This is a genomic window from Polyangium sp. 15x6 (genome assembly GCF_029960785.1).
In the GTDB taxonomy this organism is placed as follows: domain Bacteria; phylum Myxococcota_A; class Polyangia; order Polyangiales; family Polyangiaceae; genus Polyangium.
On record NZ_JASBQE010000012.1, the window covers coordinates 81,341 to 99,178 of the forward strand.

19 protein-coding genes are annotated in these 17,838 nt (G+C 71.2%); 8 read left to right on the plus strand and 11 right to left on the minus strand.

What is annotated here, in order from left to right; translation table 11 throughout:
• Positions 1-85: 85 nt before the first annotated feature.
• Positions 86-1,192 carry a hypothetical protein gene (locus tag QHF83_RS11785; protein ID WP_282417889.1) on the minus strand — a complete coding sequence of 369 codons (1,107 nt, stop codon included), beginning with the start codon at positions 1,190-1,192 and terminating at the stop codon, positions 86-88.
• A 169-nt stretch (positions 1,193-1,361) separates the two neighbouring features.
• On the opposite strand from QHF83_RS11785, the gene QHF83_RS11790 reads away from it, so the two are divergent.
• Positions 1,362-1,826, plus strand: a complete 465-nt coding sequence (locus QHF83_RS11790; RefSeq protein ID WP_282417890.1) for a YbhB/YbcL family Raf kinase inhibitor-like protein — start codon at positions 1,362-1,364, stop codon at positions 1,824-1,826.
• Positions 1,827-1,843: 17 nt separating this feature from the next.
• Here QHF83_RS11790 and QHF83_RS11795 read toward each other — a convergent pair whose 3' ends face one another.
• Entirely contained in the window at positions 1,844-2,215 is a 372-nt protein-coding gene (locus tag QHF83_RS11795) for a response regulator (protein ID WP_272423522.1), read from the minus strand.
• A 155-nt stretch (positions 2,216-2,370) separates the two neighbouring features.
• Here QHF83_RS11795 and QHF83_RS11800 point away from each other — a divergent pair, with 155 nt between their 5' ends.
• From QHF83_RS11800 to rpmB, 3 genes are all read left to right on the plus strand, one after another.
• Complete coding sequence (locus QHF83_RS11800; RefSeq protein WP_282417891.1) at positions 2,371-2,703, plus strand: hypothetical protein; 333 nt, start codon at positions 2,371-2,373, stop codon at positions 2,701-2,703.
• Positions 2,703-5,288: an ATP-dependent helicase HrpB gene (gene hrpB / locus QHF83_RS11805; RefSeq protein WP_282417892.1), complete on the plus strand. Its 2,586-nt coding sequence runs from the start codon at positions 2,703-2,705 to the stop codon at positions 5,286-5,288. Before QHF83_RS11800 ends, hrpB begins: the two co-directional genes overlap by 1 nt.
• Positions 5,289-5,417: 129 nt before the next feature.
• Positions 5,418-5,642, plus strand: a complete 225-nt coding sequence (rpmB, locus tag QHF83_RS11810) for a 50S ribosomal protein L28 (protein WP_272423519.1) — start codon at positions 5,418-5,420, stop codon at positions 5,640-5,642.
• Between the two features lie 183 nt (positions 5,643-5,825).
• Here the strand turns inward: rpmB and QHF83_RS11815 are convergent, their stop codons facing one another.
• Genes QHF83_RS11815 through rpsP form a run of 9 tightly spaced genes read right to left on the minus strand, consistent with a single transcriptional unit; the run spans position 5,826 to position 12,095 of the window.
• On the minus strand, positions 5,826-6,860 hold the full coding sequence (locus tag QHF83_RS11815) for a hypothetical protein (RefSeq protein ID WP_282417893.1): 1,035 nt from the start codon (positions 6,858-6,860) through the stop codon (positions 5,826-5,828).
• The gene (locus QHF83_RS11820; RefSeq protein ID WP_282417894.1) at positions 6,857-7,588 is read right to left on the minus strand and encodes a DUF72 domain-containing protein; all 732 of its coding nucleotides are present in this window, start codon (positions 7,586-7,588) and stop codon (positions 6,857-6,859) included. The genes QHF83_RS11815 and QHF83_RS11820 overlap by 4 nt, the downstream gene beginning before the upstream one ends.
• 12 nt (positions 7,589-7,600) lie before the next feature.
• Positions 7,601-8,497, minus strand: a complete 897-nt coding sequence (locus tag QHF83_RS11825; RefSeq protein ID WP_282417895.1) for a lysophospholipid acyltransferase family protein — start codon at positions 8,495-8,497, stop codon at positions 7,601-7,603.
• Between the two features lie 17 nt (positions 8,498-8,514).
• Complete coding sequence (gene queG / locus QHF83_RS11830) at positions 8,515-9,669, minus strand: tRNA epoxyqueuosine(34) reductase QueG (protein WP_282417896.1); 1,155 nt, start codon at positions 9,667-9,669, stop codon at positions 8,515-8,517.
• A gap of 40 nt (positions 9,670-9,709) precedes the next feature.
• A complete protein-coding gene (locus QHF83_RS11835; RefSeq protein WP_282417897.1) occupies positions 9,710-10,276 on the minus strand; it encodes an RNA methyltransferase in 567 nt (188 codons plus the stop codon).
• Positions 10,273-11,016, minus strand: a complete 744-nt coding sequence (gene trmD, locus QHF83_RS11840; protein WP_282417898.1) for a tRNA (guanosine(37)-N1)-methyltransferase TrmD — start codon at positions 11,014-11,016, stop codon at positions 10,273-10,275. Before trmD ends, QHF83_RS11835 begins: the two co-directional genes overlap by 4 nt.
• 12 nt (positions 11,017-11,028) lie before the next feature.
• The gene (rimM, locus tag QHF83_RS11845) at positions 11,029-11,577 is read right to left on the minus strand and encodes a ribosome maturation factor RimM (protein ID WP_282417899.1); all 549 of its coding nucleotides are present in this window, start codon (positions 11,575-11,577) and stop codon (positions 11,029-11,031) included.
• A complete protein-coding gene (locus QHF83_RS11850; RefSeq protein WP_136930783.1) occupies positions 11,574-11,807 on the minus strand; it encodes a KH domain-containing protein in 234 nt (77 codons plus the stop codon). Before QHF83_RS11850 ends, rimM begins: the two co-directional genes overlap by 4 nt.
• A 33-nt stretch (positions 11,808-11,840) precedes the next feature.
• Complete coding sequence (gene rpsP, locus QHF83_RS11855; protein ID WP_272423510.1) at positions 11,841-12,095, minus strand: 30S ribosomal protein S16; 255 nt, start codon at positions 12,093-12,095, stop codon at positions 11,841-11,843.
• Between the two features lie 807 nt (positions 12,096-12,902).
• On the opposite strand from rpsP, the gene QHF83_RS11860 reads away from it, so the two are divergent.
• The 4 genes from QHF83_RS11860 to rsmA all read left to right on the plus strand — a co-directional run bounded on the left by QHF83_RS11860 (position 12,903) and on the right by rsmA (position 17,801).
• The gene (locus QHF83_RS11860) at positions 12,903-14,285 is read left to right on the plus strand and encodes a DUF4350 domain-containing protein (protein WP_282417900.1); all 1,383 of its coding nucleotides are present in this window, start codon (positions 12,903-12,905) and stop codon (positions 14,283-14,285) included.
• Entirely contained in the window at positions 14,282-15,253 is a 972-nt protein-coding gene (locus QHF83_RS11865) for a MoxR family ATPase (RefSeq protein WP_281311900.1), read from the plus strand. The genes QHF83_RS11860 and QHF83_RS11865 overlap by 4 nt, the downstream gene beginning before the upstream one ends.
• A gap of 2 nt (positions 15,254-15,255) precedes the next feature.
• A complete protein-coding gene (locus tag QHF83_RS11870) occupies positions 15,256-16,908 on the plus strand; it encodes a DUF58 domain-containing protein (RefSeq protein WP_282417901.1) in 1,653 nt (550 codons plus the stop codon).
• Between the two features lie 68 nt (positions 16,909-16,976).
• On the plus strand, positions 16,977-17,801 hold the full coding sequence (rsmA, locus tag QHF83_RS11875) for a 16S rRNA (adenine(1518)-N(6)/adenine(1519)-N(6))-dimethyltransferase RsmA (protein WP_282417902.1): 825 nt from the start codon (positions 16,977-16,979) through the stop codon (positions 17,799-17,801).
• Positions 17,802-17,838 lie beyond the last annotated feature (37 nt).

Genomic DNA, 17,838 nt, shown 5'->3' on the forward strand with positions numbered 1-17,838 from the left:
CCCCTTCACCGAAAAGGAACGTGCCGGGCGGGAACGTCGCAGAGCGGTCGGGATCGGCCGCTCCCGCGTGCTCCCGTCTTGCCCGTCAGGGTGCGGCCCCGAGCGCGGCCTTCGTCTCCGTTTGGATCACGAGCTGCTGACCCGCCGGCTGATTCGGTGATTTCAGGAGCGACTGCATCACGAGCGCGATCTGTCCCCGCTCCGGCATGAACCGGCTGTCGCCCACCTCGAGCTCGCCCTTGCCCCGCGACTCGTAGCGCTCGAGCGAGACGGGCACGTCCTTCGGCAAGCCCGGCAGGCCGAGCGCCGTGTTCGCCGCGTATTGCCGGACCTCGAGCGACAGCGTCGCCCGCTTGCCGTCGAGCTTCTCCACCTTCGCCACGCGGTATCGCAAGACATCCACGCCCGACGAGCGCGCCCGGTCGGTCACCATCCAGTACGCGCCCACCCCGACCGGTTTGTCCGGCAAGGGCACCGTCGACGCGAGCACGGCGTCCATCAGCGCACCCGTCATGAGCTCGATGCCCGGGTTCGAGTCCTTCGGGTACTCGACCGCGAGATCCGTGGCGATCCCGGAAGGCTGCAGACGATAGCGGATCACGCTGTCCTTCAGGTTCTTCAGCTCGGCCGGCACGTCGCCGCGGATCGCGCGGACCGACGCGAGCTTCACGACCACGGGTTGTCCTGCCGGGGCCGCTTCGGCCGCTTTGTCGGCCTTCTTCTTGTCGTCCTTCGCCTTGTCGGCCTTGAACGCGATCTCGACGATGAGCGGCGGCAGCCCTTGCTGCGCCGCGCGCACCTGGAGCAGGAGCGTCGTCTTGCGCTCGTCGCCCCCTGCAAACGCGTACGAGAGCGGGACCTTCGGATCGCTGCCGTCGCCGAAGAGCTCGATCTTGGGCGCGGCCGTGGGCGCGTGGGCGGCGTCGGCCGCGGCGGGCTCGAAGATGCCGGTCTCGGGCGGGCCTCCCGCGGCTGCGTCCTTCGGGCCGGCGGACTGTGCGGGCGGCGCCTGGGCTGCGGCGGCGAGGGCCTCGCCGAGCTTGCCGCCGACGACGGGCCCGGTCTGGGCATCCGCGCCCGCATCGGCGACGGGCGCCGCGGGCTTCTTCTCTTCCTGACAGCCGATCGTGGAGATCACGAGGCCGAGCGCGATCATGCTCGCGCATCGGGCTACGTTCGCGCGTAGAGCCATGGCGCACGATGTATCTCGTTTTCGCGAGGGTGTCAGGTCCGACCGGGCCGAACCATCCGGGGGTTTGGGCGCGTAGCCCGTCAACCGGGGGATGGAAGGGCGACGCCGCGGGCCGCACATGCTCCTTGCGCCGCGCGTGAACCGAGAACGGGCGCGCCGAGGAGGGAGCATGCTGACGATCACGTCTGCCGCGTTCGGGCCGAACGGCCACATCCCGAAGGAGCACACCTGCGAGGGCGACGATCGATCCCCGCCGCTCGCGTTTTCGTCGGTCCCGCCGGGCACGCAGAGCCTGGCGCTCGTCGTGGACGATCCGGACGCGCCGGATCCACGCGCGCCGAAGCGGACGTGGGTGCACTGGGTCGTCTACAACCTCCCGCCGACCACGACGGGCCTGTCCGCGGGTGCTCCGCTGCCCGCGGGCGCGCGCATGGGGAACAACGACTGGGGCCGCGACGCGTACGGCGGCCCGTGTCCGCCGATCGGACGGCACCGGTATTTCCACAAGCTCTACGCGCTCGACGTGATCTTGCCGGATCTCGGGACGCCGACGAAGGCCGAGCTCGAGCGTGCGATGGAAGGGCACGTGCTCGAGCAGGCGGAGCTCGTGGGCACGTACGAAAAGGGCGCCTGATCAGCGGCGCAGCCCGGTCACTTGCGGCTGGCCGCGATGGCCTGGATGTCCTTCAGGAGCTCGAGCGGCCGGAAGGGCTTGGCGTAGAACGCGGTCGCGCCGGCGTCGCGCACGCGCGCGCGGGACTCGGGATCGTCCATCGCGCTGATCACGAAGATCGGCAGATCCTTCGTCGCCTCGTGAGCGCGCAGGCGCGCGCAGACCTCGAAGCCGTCGAGCGCGCCGGGGAGCATGAGGTCGAGCAGCAGGATGTCGAACCGCTCGGTCGAGGCGAGCTCCACGGCTTTCGCGCCCGTGGCGACGCCCACCACCTCGTGACCGCTCGAACCGACCAGCGTCTCGATCATCCGGCGGATGGCGTCCTGATCTTCGCAGACGAGCACTCGCATGATTTCACTCGCTCCGGCCCCGAAGGGTCCGTTCGTCCCTTCTACATCGAGACCCGTGTGCGGGCCAGATCGAGCCGCTCCGATCGCCGCGACGCCTCCCCCGCGCGCGGGTCGGGGGTATTGTCTCCAGGGTCACCTGTCCCCAGGTCACGCCCATGGCCGTCCTGTACGAAGACAAGCACGTGATGTGCGACGAAGATGCCCTCACCATCAAGCGATACTACTTCCCGCTTGGCAAGAAGCGGATCCCGTATGCCGACATCCGGCGCGTCGACGAGAGGCGGATGGGCCTGCTCACGGGCGAGCTGCGCATCTGGGGCATGGGCCTCACGCCCATCTGGTTCCACCTCGACATGGCGCGGCCCGGCAAGGATCGATGCATCCTGCTCGACCGGGGCAGATTCATGAAGATCGCGCTCACGCCGGACGATCACGACGCCGTCCTCGCCCTTTTGCGTGAGCGTACGAGGCAATCGCGGGCCGCGTGATGACCTTACCGATCGAGCCGTCGCTCCCCGAGATCTGCGCCGCGATCGCCGAACGTCGCCGTCTGGTGCTGGAAGCGCCTCCGGGCGCGGGGAAAACGACCCGCGTGCCGCGCGCGCTGTTCGAAGCCGGGCTCGCGGGCGCGGGAGAGATCTTGGTGCTCGAACCGAGGCGGCTCGCCGCGCGGATGGCGGCGAGGCGGGTGGCCGAGGAGATGGGCCAGAAGCTCGGCGAGACCGTCGGCTGCACGATGCGCTTCGAGGACGTCTCGAGCTCGGCGACGCGCATCCGCTTCGTCACCGAGGGCGTGCTCACGCGCAGGCTCGTGCGAGATCCGACGCTCGAAGGCGTCTCGGTCGTCGTCCTCGACGAGTTCCACGAGCGGCACGTGCACGCGGACGTGGCGCTCGCGCTCCTCGCGCGCCTCACACGCGAGCGTCGCAAGGATCTCGGCCTCGTCGTCATGTCGGCGACGCTCGAAGCGGATCCGATCGCGGCGTGGCTCGACGCGCCGATCGTGCGGTCGATGGGTCGGATGTACGACGTCGCGATCGAGCACCTCGAACGTTCGGACGATCGTCCGCTCGAAGCGCAGGTCGCCTCCGCGGTGCGGCGCCTCGTGCGCGAGGGGCTCGACGGCGACGTGCTCGTGTTCTTGCCGGGCGCCGCGGAGATCCGTCGCGCCGGCGAGGCGCTCAGGCCGATCGCGGACGCCGAGCACCTCCTCGTCTTGCCGCTGCACGGGATGCTCACGCCGGCCGAGCAGGATCGCGCGGTGCGCCCGGCCGATCGCCGCAAGATCATCCTCTCGACGAACGTGGCCGAGTCGAGCGTGACGATCGACGGCGTCGTCGCGGTGATCGACAGTGGACTTGCGCGGGTCGCGTCGTATGCGCCGTGGTCGGGCCTGCCGACGCTGAAGGTCGCGAAGATCGCGCGTGCCTCGGCGGCGCAACGCGCGGGTCGCGCGGGACGCACGCGACCCGGCCGAGCTTTGCGTCTCTTCACACGCGGCGATCTGCTCGCGCGCCCCGAGCACGACGCGCCCGAGATCCTGCGCGTGGATCTCGCCGAGACCGTGCTCGAGCTCTGCGCGTCGGGCGTGGGTCCGCTCGAAGAGCTGCCCTTCCTGGATCCACCGCCGCGCGCGGCCGTCACCGCGGCCGAAGAGCTCTTGCGGCGGCTCGGCGCGATCGACGAGGCGCGCCGCGTGACGCCCCTCGGCAGGCGCATGCTCCGGTTCCCGGCGCATCCTCGGCAGGCGCGGCTCGTCGTGGAGGCCGAGGCACGTGGCGTCGCCGAGGAAGGGTGCGTGCTCGCAGCGCTGCTCGGCGAGCGCGAAGTGAGCGTCTCGGGCGCGTCGCAACGTCGCGGCGGCGGGCGCGTCGAGGAGCACCGCTCGGATCTCTTGCACGCGCTCGATCAACTGGAGATGGCCGAGCTCGAAGGACACGCGCCGGATCGGCTCCGCGCGCTCGGCCTCGATCCGACGCGTGTCTTCGCCGTGGATCGCGCGGCGAAGCAGCTCGCGCGCCTCGTCGATCGTCGCAAAGCGCAGCGGCCTGCGAGCGCGCTCGATCGCGAGCGAGCGCTCCTGCTCGCGACGCTCGCGGGTTACCCCGATCGCGTGGGCCGCATGCGCAGACCCGAGACCGCGACGGGCCGGAGTGGCCGCGAGATCGTGTTCGCCACGGGAGGCTCGGCGGTGCTCGCCGAGTCGAGCGTGCTCGGCGCGGAGGAGTACGTGGTCGCCGTCGACGTCGAGGAACGAACGGAGGGCACGAAGGGCCGCGTCGTCGTGCGCGCAGCGAGCGCGGTGGAAGCCGACTGGCTGCTCGACCTGTTCACCGACGCGATCACCGACACGACCGACGTGCGATGGAACGCGGCGCAGGAGCGCGTGGAGGTCACGCGACGCCTCGCGTACGAGGGCCTCGTGCTGGAGGAGTCGCGCGTCGCGGCCACGGATCCCGCCTCGATCGATCGCATCGGCCAGGCCCTCGCCGAGGCGGCCTGCGCTCGCGGGTACCGCACGTTCGTCCGCGGCGATGGCCTCGACACATGGCTCGCGCGCGTCACGTTCGTCCGGACGCACTGCCCCGAAGCCGGCCTGCCCGCGCTCGACGAGGCCGCGATCGTGGAGACGCTGCGCGCGCTCTGCGTGGGCCGGCAGAGTTTTTCCGAGCTGCGGGATGCGGATCTCGGCGCGGCCCTCGGCGAGCGCCTCACGCCGGAGCAAGCGCGACGCGTGGCCGAGTGGGCGCCCGAGACGATGCAGCTACCGGGCGGCCGACGGCTGCGGCTCGAATACGGCCCCGACGGCACGGTCTCGGCGGCCTCGCGCCTGCAGGACTTCTTCGGTTTGGCGGAAGGCCCCCGCGTGGCGCGGGGCCGCGTACCGGTCGTGCTCCACCTCTGCGCGCCGAACCAGCGCCCGGTCCAGGTGACGACCGACCTCGCCGGCTTCTGGGAGCGGCACTACCCGGCCATCGCGCGCGAGCTCAGGCGCCGCTACCCGAAACACGCCTGGCCGGACGATCCCCGCCATGCGACGCCGCCTCCCCCGAAAGGAATACGCCCGAGTTGAGCCGGGTCGCATGTTCGAGATGGAAACACTCCACTCGTGCTTGACATGCCCGGCCTCTTCCGCCACTTTCCGCAGCCCCGAGCGACGGGTCCCGCGCGTCACGCGCGCGAAATGCCTGCTGAGGACGTCATGGCGAAGAGCGACATCACTGGGAAACGGAAGCTTCTGGCGCAGAACGTCTCCCACTCGAACATCAAGACCAAGCGCTGGCAGAACGTGAACATCCAGACCCGCAGGCTCTGGGTTCCGGAGCTCAAGCGCTACGTCACGCTGAGCCTCACCACGCGCGACATCCGCAGCATCGACAAGCTCGGTGTCGTCGCGTACGCGAAGCGGTACGGCATCACGCTCTAGGCCGTTGGCCTGGGCTCGTCGCCGCGCCTCGCGGAACAGCGCGCCTCCATACGGGGGCGCGCCTGCTTTTTGTCTCTCATGCATCGACCGCACCGCGGTTGATGCACCTGAGGTCCAGGGCTTGCCCTGGTCCGGGTGCAGGGGCGGATAGCCCCTGCTCGGGTCCGGGGTGAAACCCCGGCGCTACGCTGTGGCCCCGTCGCCGGTCGAGACCAAGAACCGCGCGTCGCGCGCATCGCGCAGGAGTGCCATCGCCGTGAATGCGCCCGCTTGCTCGCGCAGATCCGCGACGGCCGTCTCCGCCGGCCAGCCTTCCGCGAGCGGCCGCAGCGCTGCGACGTCGACGCCTGCCTTCCCGAGCAGCGCCACTGCCGCGTAGAACCCAGCCTTGCTCACGATCCCGAGCGGCGCCGGCATGTCGAGCGGCGCGCCCGGTGACGTCCGCGGAACGCCGCGCCGCACCGGCTGCGCATGTCGGCCGAGCACGAGCTCGAGCTCTGGCACGAGCACGCCCTGCTCGCGCCGCGTCGGCACGAAGACCAGCGCTGCGACGAGGCCTCGACCATCACAAGCGAGGATCGCGTCGGCCACCGGCAACCGGCCGAGCGGCGCATCCCAGGGCACGCTGAGCGCCGTCACGTCCGGCCCGAGTGACGTCGACCGCGCGGGCACGTCCTCCGGCATCGCGCTCTCCAGATCCTCGGCCGTCAGGATGCCGCCTGCCACGGGCCCTCCCGCCGCGAGAAGCGCGCTCACTGCCTCCTCGGAGCCGAGCGCGAGGGGCCCTGCTGCTCCCACGCGCTTGATCAGCGCCGCGCGTTTCGTGGCGCCCGCGGCCTCCGCCGCGGAGACGCCGGCCCGCGCGAGCCCGCCGAGCCCCGATCGACCCCGCGCCGCGTGCAAGATCGCGATGAGCCCGAGCGATCGCGGCACGGCCACGTATGCGCCCGCCGGGATCTCTTTTTCGGTCTTCCACCCGCGCGGACGAGCTGCGCCTTTCCCCGGCTGAAGCGAGCGTCCGTCGATCACGCGCGCCCCGGCGCCTCCGCCCGCGACGATCGCCACGACGGGCGAGAGCAGCACGGAGGCATCTTGACCGGCTGCTGCGAAAAACCCGGCGATCACCGCGTCGGCGGCGCTGCCGCCGGCGTCGAGCGCGGCCTGAGCCGGGCCCTGCGTGGCGGCCGAGCGTGCGAGTGCGAGAGCGCCGCGGATCACTGCTCCTCGTCCTCCGCGACGAGCGGACGCACGATCGGAGCGACCGGCGCCGCGATCGATCCCGCCTCCGGGGCGCGGCCCGTGCGCGCGAGCGCGGCGACGAGCGTGCTCTTCGCGCGAATGGCCGCTCCACGCGTTCCTTCGACCACCAAGAAAATGTCCCGACGCTCGCCGAGCCGCTTCGCCACGCGATCGAGCGCGGCGGCCGAGAGCATGGTTTGCGCGCCGAGCGATCGGAGGCGCGTGTAGACCACGGAGCCGCGCGGCAGATCGTCACGCGCGGCGTCGAACACGGGGAGCACGCCGGCGGCGCGCGCCGTGTCGATCACGTCTTCACGCTCCCACATGCCACGCGGCTCCCAGAAGCGGAGCGCGCCTTCGGCCGGGATGCGCGCGAAGAGCGCGGCGATGCGCTTCCTGTTCGCGGCGGTCGGTCGGATCTCGGTCGACGTCGAGAGCACGATGCAGCGCGCTTCGAGCGTCGTCGCGACCTCGAGCGAGGTGGCGAGCGCGTCGTCGAGCTCCTTGCCGGGGACGAGCTCGGCCACGACGCGCGGCAAGACCACGCTGAACACGAACGCGGGCGGCGCCGCTTTGCGCCACTTTCGCAAGCCGGGCGCGCCGGGCAGCGACGTATCGATCGGGCGGATCTCCACCAGATCGAGCTGATCCTTGTACTTCTTGATGTCGCCCTGGAGCGCGTGCACGCCCACGTGGAGTCTTGCCATGGCGGGGTCTCTTTACTCGAAGTGGAACCACTGGGTGGGGTTCTCGCGCAAAAAGCTTTCCATCGCGGCGGCGATACGCCGCGCGGCGAGGGAGAGCTCGTCCTCGCTGGGCCGGCGCGGCAGCGAGATCGGCGGACAGCTCCGCACCTCGTAGCGCATGTAACCCAGCCGCCGCGTGAAGACGGGCACGATCGGCGCCCCGCTCAAGGCGGCGAGCGAGAGCGGGCCCTCGGGAACGACAAACGGCTCGCCGAAGAGCGTGACCTCGCGCCCGCGCATGCCCTTCGGGAGCCTGTCGATCTGGACCGCCACGACCCCGCCGCGCCGCAGGTGCGAGAGCAGCGGCAGCGCGTCGAGCGGGCTCGTCCCCACGTGCACGATCCGTACACCGGCCTTGTCGCGCGCGTCGTCCGTGAGCGCCTCCGCGCGCTCGTCGCGCTCGTGCGCCATCACCACGACGACGTCGGCCGTGTGCACGCTGCGCAGGATCGGGCCCGCGGCCTGCCAGCCGCCCGTGTGCGCCGTCGCGATGATCACGCCGCGCCCCTCGGACGCCGCCTGCACGTAGTTCTCGTCCGACGCGCAGAGACCCACGAGGCGCTCGGGCCGCCCGCGCCCGACGAGAAACGCCTCCGTCAAGCAGCTCGCGAAGCTCGCGAAGACGCGGGCGACGTCGACGTTCTCGACGAGCACGTTCCGCTTCCCGAGCGCGCGCCGGAGGTTTCTCCGGACCGCACGCCGCTGCCGCCCGAGCGCGATCCCGAAGGCCAGACCGATCAGCGGCGGCGCGTACCGCACGAAGGGACGCGGGCCGTGCGTCACGCCTGCGTCGAGCGCGCGGCGCCAGAGCACCGAGTCGTGCCGGCGCAGATCGTCGATCAGCTTGCCGAGGTCGTCACCGATCCCCACGGGGCCCCCCTAGCGGCTCAGCGGCGCGGCGCAAAGGGCGGCGCGTCCGGATCGACGACGCCCTCATCGTGACCGCTGGATCCAGGCTCCGGGAGAGCCTTCCCAATCCGCAAAAGTCCCCACACCCCGACCTCGCGCGCCGCTCGGTCGTCGTGCGCCGCGGCCCGCTCCAAGGTCCTCTGGTCGTCCACGGCGCTCGGCCCCTCGGGATCCCGCGCGAGCCTGTTCGCCGCGACGATCGCCGCGTTCCGCGCGAGCCCTCCGCGACGCGCCCGCCGGAGCGGCGTCCCCTGGATCGTTTCGGGGAACGCTTCCTCCTCGATCGACGCGAGATCCGAGAGCCGCATCTCGGACCAGCGCGGCAGCGGATGGAACTGCTGCGTGCGCGTCTCGGGCGGCGGCGCCGTCCGGTTGTAGGGACAAACCTCCTGGCACACGTCGCAACCGAAGAGGTGCTCGCCGATCCTCGCGCGGAGCTCCTCCGGCGGCGCCTCGTATTGCTCGATCGTGAGGTACGAGATGCACCGGCGCGCATCGAGCACGAACGGCTTCGGAAACGCGCCCGTCGGGCATGCGTCGAGGCAACGTGTGCACGCTCCGCAGCGCTCGTGCATCGGCACGCCCGGCGTGAGCACGAGCGTCGTGACGACCTCGCCGAGCATGACGAAGCTCCCCTGCCCCGGGACGATCACGAGCCCGTTTTTCCCAACGAACCCGATCCCTGCGCGCGCGGCCCACGCGCGCTCCATCACCGGCTCGATGTCGCAGAGCGGGCGCGCGTCGATGCCAGGCCCGAGCCCGCGGATGAACTCGGCGAGCCGGCGCAGCTTCTTGCGAAGGAACAGGTGATAGTCCTGCCCGCGCGCGTAGCGGGCGATCCCACGCGCGACATCGGGATCGTGCGCCTCGGCCTCGGCCGAGCGGGCATAACGGCGACCGACACACACGACGCTCCGCGCGCCCGGGAGGATCGCATCCGTGTCGAGCCTCCGTCGCTCCTCGACGTGCTCTTCGAGGTAGCGCATCGTGCCGTGCATTCCGGCATCGATGAACGCGCGGTAGCGATCGTGCTCGACGTCGAGCGGCTCATCGGCGCGCGCCACGCCGACCACGTCGAAGCCGAGCTCGAACGCCCGCTCTCGGACTCGCTGATCGACGTCGCTCGCGGACATCCGCCCCGCCTCCCCGCGCGCCGCACGCGACGCGATCGAGCTACCCGAACAGCCGATCGAGCACGATCGCGCACGCCGCGCGCACGCTCAGGTGATTGTAGCCCGTGTCCTTCGCCGCGTGGATCGGCGCGAGGCGAACGTCGGCCGACGCGACGAGCTCACCCGCGAGGCCCCACCCCGTCCCGAACGTGATCAGCACGGGTTTGTCCGCTTGCGAGACGCGCGCGCGCGCGTCGGGATAGCTCGTCACGGGCCCACGCTTCGCCGAGGCCGCCGTCGTCCAGAGCTCGATCCCCGCGCGCCCCACGCCCGGCGCGAGCGAGGTGTACACGTCTTCCAAGCTCGGCACGATCCGCAGGACGTCGAGCGCATCTGCGCGATCCGGGATGCGCTTTCTCCCTGAACCATTCACCCAGTGATCGCGGATGCGCTCGGCGAGGAGCCGCTGCGCCGCGACCGGGTGCACGACGTAGAGCTCGAGCACGCCGAACGTGCGCGCGCTCCGGGCCATGTCGTGCAGATCCAGGTTCGTGATCGCGGTCGTCACGATCTCCCCGCCGCGATCGAGCACGGGGTGATGAACCAGAGCGAGCGCGACCTTCGTCACGACGAACTCCGCTCGGCGCGCAGGCGCTTCGCCCGCTCCAGGAGATCGGGCCTGCGCGCCGCCGTGCGCGCCTCGGCCTGCTCGCGCCGGAAGGCCGCGATCGCCGCGTGGTTACCGCCTTTCAACACCTCGGGCACCTTCATCCCGCGAAACTCCTCGGGCCGCGTGTAGTGGGGGTACTCGAGCAGCCCGTCCATCGTGGCGCTGTGCGACTCGTGCATCGCCGAGTCCGCGCTGCCGAGCACGCCAGGCAAGAGCCGCGAGCAAGCGTCGACGATCGCCATCGCCGCCACCTCGCCGCCCGCGAGCACGAAATCGCCGAGCGAGATCTCCTCGTCGACGAACGCGTGCACCCGATCGTCGAAGCCCTCGTAACGACCACACACGAGCGTGATCCACGGAAGCGCAGCGAGCGCCTCGACCTTGCGTTGATCGAGCACGCTCCCTTGGGGCGAGAGCAGCACGCGATGCGAGCGCGTGGTGTCCACGTCCTCGCGCCCCTCGCGCGCCTTCTGCTCGAGGGCCTCGATGCACTCCACGACGACATCGACGCGGATCACCATGCCCGAGCCGCCGCCGTACGGCGTGTCGTCGACGCTGCGATGGCGGCCGAGCCCGTGCTCGCGCAGGTTCGCGCAACGCACGTCGAGCGCGCCTGCGCGCGCCGCGCGGCCGACCATCCCCGTCGAGAGGAATGGCCCGAACATCTCGGGGAAGAGGGTGACGATGTCGACACGCATGTGCGCGCCTCGTCAGGTGAGGCCGTCGATCGTGACGAGCCGGACGACCCCGGCATCGGCGTCCACGGATTCGACGAAGTCGTCGAGCAGCGGGACCTCGATCTTGCTGCCGTCCGCGCGCTCGACGACGAGCACCTCGCAGCTCGGGTACGAGGCCAGCGTGAGGACACGACCGATGACCTCGCCGGAGCCGAGCTCTGCGCGCGCGCCTTCGACGTCGCACGCGTAAAACTCGCCCTCGTCGAGCGGCGGGAACTCGTCGCGCGGGACGAGCAGGATCGCCCCGCGCAACGCGTCGGCGGCATCCCGATCCGCGACGCCCGAAAGCCGCGCGAGCACGGCCTTGTTCGCGCTCCGGATCGACGTGATGTCGGCCGCGCGCTCCGCGCCGTCGGGGAGACGGAGCTTGAGCGTCGGCCGCTGCCCGAGCAGGTCGGAGCCCTCGTGATAGAGCTTGAGGCGGACCTCGCCCTGGATCCCGTGGGCACGCGCGATCTCCGCGACGGCGACGAACCGTCGCGGGGCTTCGGCCTCGTTCGTGGCGCGCTTACGCGGGATCAATCCAGGATGTCGAGGTGGGCCCGGAGGCCCGCCTTGCTAGCGGCCGCGTTGAGGAGCGCGCGGATCGACTGCGCGGTGCGGCCATCCTTGCCGATCACTTTGCCGATGTCCTCGCGCGCGACGCTGAGCTCGATGCGCGGGAACCTGTCTCCCGTGACCTCGCGGACGGTCACCTTCTCGGGATGATCCACGAGCGACCGCGCGATGAGCGCGACGAGATCCAGCAGCATGGTGGAGGACGCAGGAGACGGCGCCATGCCTCGTTACTTCGCCACCGTCGCCGCGACGACGTCCGGGCGCTTCAGCAGGAGCTCGACCGTGTGCGAGGGCTGCGCCCCCACGTCGCGCCAGTGCTTCACGCGGGCCGTGTCCAGGCGGATCTCGTTGCGACGCGGGTCGTACGTGCCCAAACGTTCGATGAACCGGCCTCCGCGCGGAGAACGCTGGTCGGCGACGACGATACGGTAGAACGGGGTCTTCTTCGTGCCCGCCCGGGCGAGGCGGATATGAACGGCCATCGGTGAACCTCGGTCTTCTTGGAGATCCGGCGCTTGCCGGGTGCGGGCATGCCCCGCGCGCATTCGCGATCCCCCGACGCACCACGCCAGGGGAACGGGGGGCGAAGGGTAGGCAGAACCCCCCCACCGGTCAAGGCCGACAAGACGCAAATTCGTCCCGTCCGCTCCTCACCGATGGAGGTTCCTGCCAGCTTGCGGCCCGGACGCACCCCGCGGCCGCGAAAAACATGGGGTTTGGGTAAAAACGAGGGAAGAAGCGCCGCGCGGGTACGTGCGGCGTTTTCGAGAGGACAGACGGGAGATCAGCCGATCTCGAGGATGATCACGCCGCGATTCGGGTCGTCTTCATCCTCATGAGGCTCCTTCGGTCCGCCTCCGGGCCGACGCGGAGCCGGGTACCGCTCGAGAGGAAGCTCCAGGCGCGGTCGGTTTTCCTCACGCTGCCGGCGCTCCCTCTCTTCCCGTTGTCGGATTTGTTCGATGATGAAAGGAGGTAGCATCCGGACTCCTCCGCACCGCGTGTAGCGTCGCTCGGATGAACGTGCCTAGCAAGAATGGGCCCGTTCACGAGTCGAATCTAGCAATGAGAGTAACGGGGTCAAGCTTATCGCCCGGGACGACGGTGATATGCTCGCCGCCTCTATGACGCAGGATGGCGTGGGATCGCCGGAGCTAGAGCGCCATGCAGCGCGCGCCTCTCGAGCTTCGTCCTCGTCGCCGGAGCCCCGAACGCGTACGCGGGGCGCGGCGAAGCAGGCGCGCCGTTCCCTTGTGATCTGCGCAGCGCTCGGCATCGGCCTCGCGTCCGTGGACGCACGCGCCGCCGCGTTCGACGTCGCGGACACGACGTGGGAAGGCTGCTCGGAGCTCTACGGGCTCGCGGTGAACGAGCTCGGCGACAGGCGCGTCAAGGCCGTCGCCGTGCTCGACTGGAACGAGATCACGCCGAACGACGGTGTGCTCGTCTTGCACCCGCTCCAGAGCATGGATCCCGAAGAAACGGCGGCCTTCATGAAGGCCGGCGGACGCCTGGCGATCGTGGACGACTACGGCAGAGGCGAGGAGACGCTGCGGCGCTTCCACATCGAGCGGACCTCGCTGCCCTCGCGCCCCGTGGCGGCGCTGCGCAACAACCCCCAGCTCGCGATCGCCGAGCCCGTGCTCACCGGTGACAAGGGGCAACTCACGGGCCCGCATCCGGTGGTCGCGAGCGTGCAGCAGTTCGTCACGAACCACGCGACGGGGCTCCGCCACCCGAACCTCTCGCCCGTGCTCGAGGTGCGCGCCGTCGGCGAGCCCCCGACGATCGTCGCGGTCGCGGGCCAGGTCGGCAGGGGTCGGCTCTTCGCGCTGAGCGATCCCTCGGGCCTCATGAACCAGATGCTGCGCTACCCCGGCAACCGCTCGTTCGCCGTGGGGCTCGCGCACTACCTCGTCGACGAGGACGGCGGCGAACGGCAAGGCGGCCGGCTCTTCATCGTCGCCAACCGCTTCTCCGAGGAGGGCTCGTTCGGCGGCAAGTCGACGCTGCGCAAGGACATCGAGGGCCAACTCCGCTCGATCGGCGACGCGCTCGCGGAGGCGCGTCAAAACGGACTGCCGACGTGGGCGCACTGGCTGCTCGCGCTGCTCGCGGTGCTCGGCGTGGCCGCGTGGGTGGCGCGCGCGGCAGGGCGACCGTACAAGAGCCCGCAACCTCGCTTCGCGCGGCCCGTGCCGCTCGTCGCGCAGGGAGGCGTGGCCGGCCGCTTCGCGTTGCTCTCGGCCCCGTCCTCGCCGCCGGGGCTCCTCTTGCTCGAGCTCAAGAGCGCGCTCGTCGAGGCGCTCTCGCACAAGCTCAACACGCCCCTCGATCCATCGGCGGACGCCGTGATTTCTGCGGCCGAGCGCGCGGGAGGCCTTGACGAGCGTGGCCGCTCGGCCTTGAAAGAGGTCCTCGCCGTGATGCAAAAAGCCGAAGCCTCCGTCGTCGCGGGCAAGCCGGTCCGCGTGCCCCGCGCGGCGCTCCGGAACGCGGCCGCCGTCGTGAGGGACGTGCTCGAAAAGGCGGGCGCGATCACCCCCGAGCCGATCGGCCACGGCGCCGCGAACGGCGAGAAGACTTCCAATCGCCCGGCGGGAACGAGCCCGACGAGCGACCCCTCACGAACCCCGAGCCCGCCCGCACCCGCAGAGGAGAGCGCCACTTGACCCAGGCCGTCGCCATCGAGGAGATCGCCGCCGCCAAAGAGCGGCTGGACGCGCTCCGCCGGGAGATCACGCGCGTCTACATCGGTCCCTCGCGCACCGTGGATCTCATGCTCACCGCGCTGCTCGCGCAGGGCCACGTGCTCCTCGAGGGCGTGCCCGGCGTCGCGAAGACGACGCTCGTGAAGGCGTATGCGTCGGCGCTCGGCGCCTCGGTACGCCGCATCCAGTTCACGCCGGATCTCCTGCCTGCGGACATCACCGGCACGTACGTGCTCTCGCCGAAGGAGGGCACGTTCTCGCTCCGGCCGGGGCCGATCTTCGCGAACGTGGTGCTCGCCGACGAGATCAACCGCGCGCCCGCGAAGACGCAGTCCGCGCTGCTCGAGGCGATGCAGGAGCGGCAGGTGACGATCGAGGGCGACCGGTTCGAGCTGCCCGCGCCGTTCATGGTGCTCGCCACGCAGAACCCGATCGATCTCGAAGGCACGTACCCGCTGCCCGAGGCGCAGATCGATCGCTTCCTCGTGCGCGTCGCCATCGGTTACCCGAACGCGAAGGACGAGGTCGCGATGCTCCGCGCGCACAACGCCGAGCCGCCACGCGCGCGCTCGGTGCTCAGCGTGGAGGAGTTGCTCTCGCTCCAGAGCATCGCGCGGCGGATCCACGTGGAGGACGATCTCTACGAGTACGCCGTCGGCCTGACGACGTTCACCCGCTCGCACGCGCGCGTGCTGCTCGGCGCCTCGCCGCGCGCGACGCTCGGGCTCGTGCAGGCAGCGAAGAGCGCGGCCGTGATCGCGGGGCGCCCGTTCGTCACGCCGGACGACGTGCGCGGCGTCGCGACGGCGGTGCTCTCGCACCGGCTCGTGCTCGTGCCCGAGGCCGAGGGCGATGCGCGCGCTCGGGACGCGGTCGTGGAGGACGCCGTGCAGCGCGTGGCCTACCGGCGCGCGGTGCGGCCGGTCTAGCGATGCAGCTCTTTCCCACGCGCACGGCGGCGCACCTCAGCATCGCCGCGATCTCGGTCGCGGGCGTCGGCCTCGTCGCGCGCGAGCCCGCCATCGTCGGGTGGGGAGGAGCGATGCTGCTCGCGATGGCGCTCGCCCGCGCGGTCACGCTCGTCTCCGTCTCGCGCATCCGCGCCGCCGGCTTCGAGATGCTCTGGAGCGGGCCACGCCGCGTCGTGCGCACGGGCCGCGGCAGCACGATCGAGATCGAAGCCGAGGTGCGAAACCGCGACACCCTCGCCGCGCGGTACGTGCGCCTCCGGCCCATCGCCTCGTCGCAGCTCCAGATCACGATCGAGCCCTCCGCGGGTGAGGTCATGGCCTCCGGGCGGCTCAAGGTGAAAGTCTCGGTGCACGCGCCGCGCGTGGGGCAACACGGCGTGCACGGGCTCGCGCTCGAAGTGCACGGCGCGCCCGGGCTCTTCGAGGTCCCTCTCACCTTCGCCAATCCCTTCGGCGTCGAGGTCCTGCCGCGCCCCTTCGCGGCGTGGCTCCCCTCCCCGCGCGGCGGCCGGAGCAAGCTGCTCGCGTCGAGCGGGAGGCCCGGCCGCGCCCGCGGCGAAGGCAGCGATATGCGCGAGCTGCGCGAACACCAGCCGGGAGATCCGTTCCGGCGCATCGCGTGGAAGGCGAGCGCGCGTCGCGGGATCCTGCTCGTGCGCGACTTCGAACGCGAGGAGCGGGACGTCGTTTGGGTCGTGCTCGACGCCTCGGTCGAGCTCTGGGCTGGCCCGCTCGGCCGCGCGCCGCTCGATCTCGCGATCGACGAGGCCGCGTCGATCTGCGCGCGGTACCTCTCGCGTGGTGATCGCGTTGGACTCGCGATCTACGCGTCCACCGTGCGCGCGTTCGTCCTGCCCGACCAGGGACCGGCGCATGGACAGAAGCTCGCGCACCTGCTCGTCACGGCGACGGGGACGCACGACGCCTCGCGCAGCGATCTCGACGAGGCCGACGTGGCCGTGCGGGTCCTCGAGCACCTCCGTCCGCTCGACGCGCGTGGGCTTTCGGATCTGCGCCGCGGCGATCTCGACAGGCTCGCGTCGCGCGCCGACGCGGTTCGTCCCCGCGCGCCTTTCGCGCCGCCTCCGCCCGACGGCCGGAGCCCGCGCGAGCGAACGCTCCGCCGCTACCTCGCAGCCTACGGCATCGAGTCCCCTGCCCGCGCGGAGGCCGAGCGCCACGAGTCCGGCTTCATGCTCGCCGAGGTCCTCTCGCAGATCGTCAAGAGCAAGCCCAAGCCGAGCGTCGTGCACGTCGTCGCGCCCGCGCCCTCCGAGATCGCGCAGGAAAAACCCGTCATGGACGCCCTGCGCCGCCTCGCGCGCCACTCGGCGTCCGTCACCTGGTCGATGCCGCAGTTCGATCCGGGCCTGCTCCCGCCCTGGGATCCGCCGACGCGCGCGGACGGTTCGCCCTCTGAGGAGGTCGCCGAAGGACCGCGAAGGATCGCGTGGGAAGAGGCCGCCGGGGTCGCCGCCGAGGCCGTGCTCGTCCGCACGCGCGTCGCCGTCAGCCGCAGCGAGGCCGTGCTCCGCCGCCTCGGCGTGCGCGTCACGAAGATCCGCGCCACGACGACGAAGCGCCCCGACGCCGCGGACCCCAAGGCGACCTGAACGAAAGTTCGCCCATCCGCGCATCGGTTGGAACACCAACGAACCTTCCTCGAGATCACGAGCCTGCCATGTCGATCGCCGAACGCCTCCGCTCGCGCGGCCTCTCGCCCAAGAAGAGGTTCGGCCAGAACTTCCTGGTCGACGTCTCCGCGTCCCGCGCGATTGCCGAAGCCGCGACCACGCCGCCGGGCGGCACCGTGCTCGAGATCGGCCCCGGCCTCGGCGCGCTCACGCGCCCCTTGCTCGAACGCGCCGGGAAGATCGTGGCGATCGAGCGCGACCGTGATCTCGTCCCGCTCCTCTCGGCCGAGCTCGAAGCGCCGATCGCCGAAGGTCGCGTCTCCATCATCGAAGCCGACGCGCTCGCCGTCGACTGGGCGGCCGAGCTCGTCGGCCCGCGCCCGCACGTGATCGCGGGCAACCTGCCTTATCAGATCACCGGTGCGCTCCTCGAGCGGGCGACCGGGCTCGCCGATCGTGTCGATCGCGCGGTGTTCATGGTGCAGGCCGAGGTCGCCGAGCGGCTCATCGCGCCGCCGGGATCGAAGGCCTACGGCGCGCTCACGGTCTTCGTGCAGGCCGCCTTCGACGTGAAGCGCCTGCTCACGGTGCGCGGCGGCGCGTTTTACCCGCGCCCCGATGTCGACTCCGCGGTGGTCGTCCTCGCGCCGCACAGGCCAGCGCGGGCCGCGGAGACCGAGGCGTTTCGCGAGGCCGTCCGTGCGGCTTTCGGCGCGCGGCGCAAGACGCTGCGAAATGCCTGGCGCGGCCTGTACGGTTGGTCCAAGGACGAGCTCGAAGCGCGCGCCGGGGAAGCCGGGATCTCGCTCGACTTGCGTGGTGAAACGCTGGCGGTCGAGGATTTCGCCCGAATTGCGGCGATGAAGGGCTAGAAACCCCTGTTCATCCGCTCCGGACCCCTCGACAGTC

Excerpts from the sequence above, each read along its gene's own strand:
- QHF83_RS11785 (WP_282417889.1), bottom strand. The coding sequence starts at position 1,192 with ATGGCTCTACGCGCGAACGTAGCCCGATGCGCGAGCATGATCGCGCTC.
- QHF83_RS11790 (WP_282417890.1), top strand. The coding sequence starts at position 1,362 with ATGCTGACGATCACGTCTGCCGCGTTCGGGCCGAACGGCCACATCCCG.
- QHF83_RS11795 (WP_272423522.1), bottom strand. The coding sequence starts at position 2,215 with ATGCGAGTGCTCGTCTGCGAAGATCAGGACGCCATCCGCCGGATGATC.
- QHF83_RS11800 (WP_282417891.1), top strand. The coding sequence starts at position 2,371 with ATGGCCGTCCTGTACGAAGACAAGCACGTGATGTGCGACGAAGATGCC.
- hrpB (WP_282417892.1), top strand. The coding sequence starts at position 2,703 with ATGACCTTACCGATCGAGCCGTCGCTCCCCGAGATCTGCGCCGCGATC.
- rpmB (WP_272423519.1), top strand. The coding sequence starts at position 5,418 with ATGGCGAAGAGCGACATCACTGGGAAACGGAAGCTTCTGGCGCAGAAC.
- QHF83_RS11820 (WP_282417894.1), bottom strand. The coding sequence starts at position 7,588 with ATGGCAAGACTCCACGTGGGCGTGCACGCGCTCCAGGGCGACATCAAG.
- queG (WP_282417896.1), bottom strand. The coding sequence starts at position 9,669 with ATGTCCGCGAGCGACGTCGATCAGCGAGTCCGAGAGCGGGCGTTCGAG.
- trmD (WP_282417898.1), bottom strand. The coding sequence starts at position 11,016 with ATGCGTGTCGACATCGTCACCCTCTTCCCCGAGATGTTCGGGCCATTC.
- QHF83_RS11850 (WP_136930783.1), bottom strand. The coding sequence starts at position 11,807 with ATGCTGCTGGATCTCGTCGCGCTCATCGCGCGGTCGCTCGTGGATCAT.
- rpsP (WP_272423510.1), bottom strand. The coding sequence starts at position 12,095 with ATGGCCGTTCATATCCGCCTCGCCCGGGCGGGCACGAAGAAGACCCCG.
- QHF83_RS11870 (WP_282417901.1), top strand. The coding sequence starts at position 15,256 with ATGCAGCTCTTTCCCACGCGCACGGCGGCGCACCTCAGCATCGCCGCG.
- rsmA (WP_282417902.1), top strand. The coding sequence starts at position 16,977 with ATGTCGATCGCCGAACGCCTCCGCTCGCGCGGCCTCTCGCCCAAGAAG.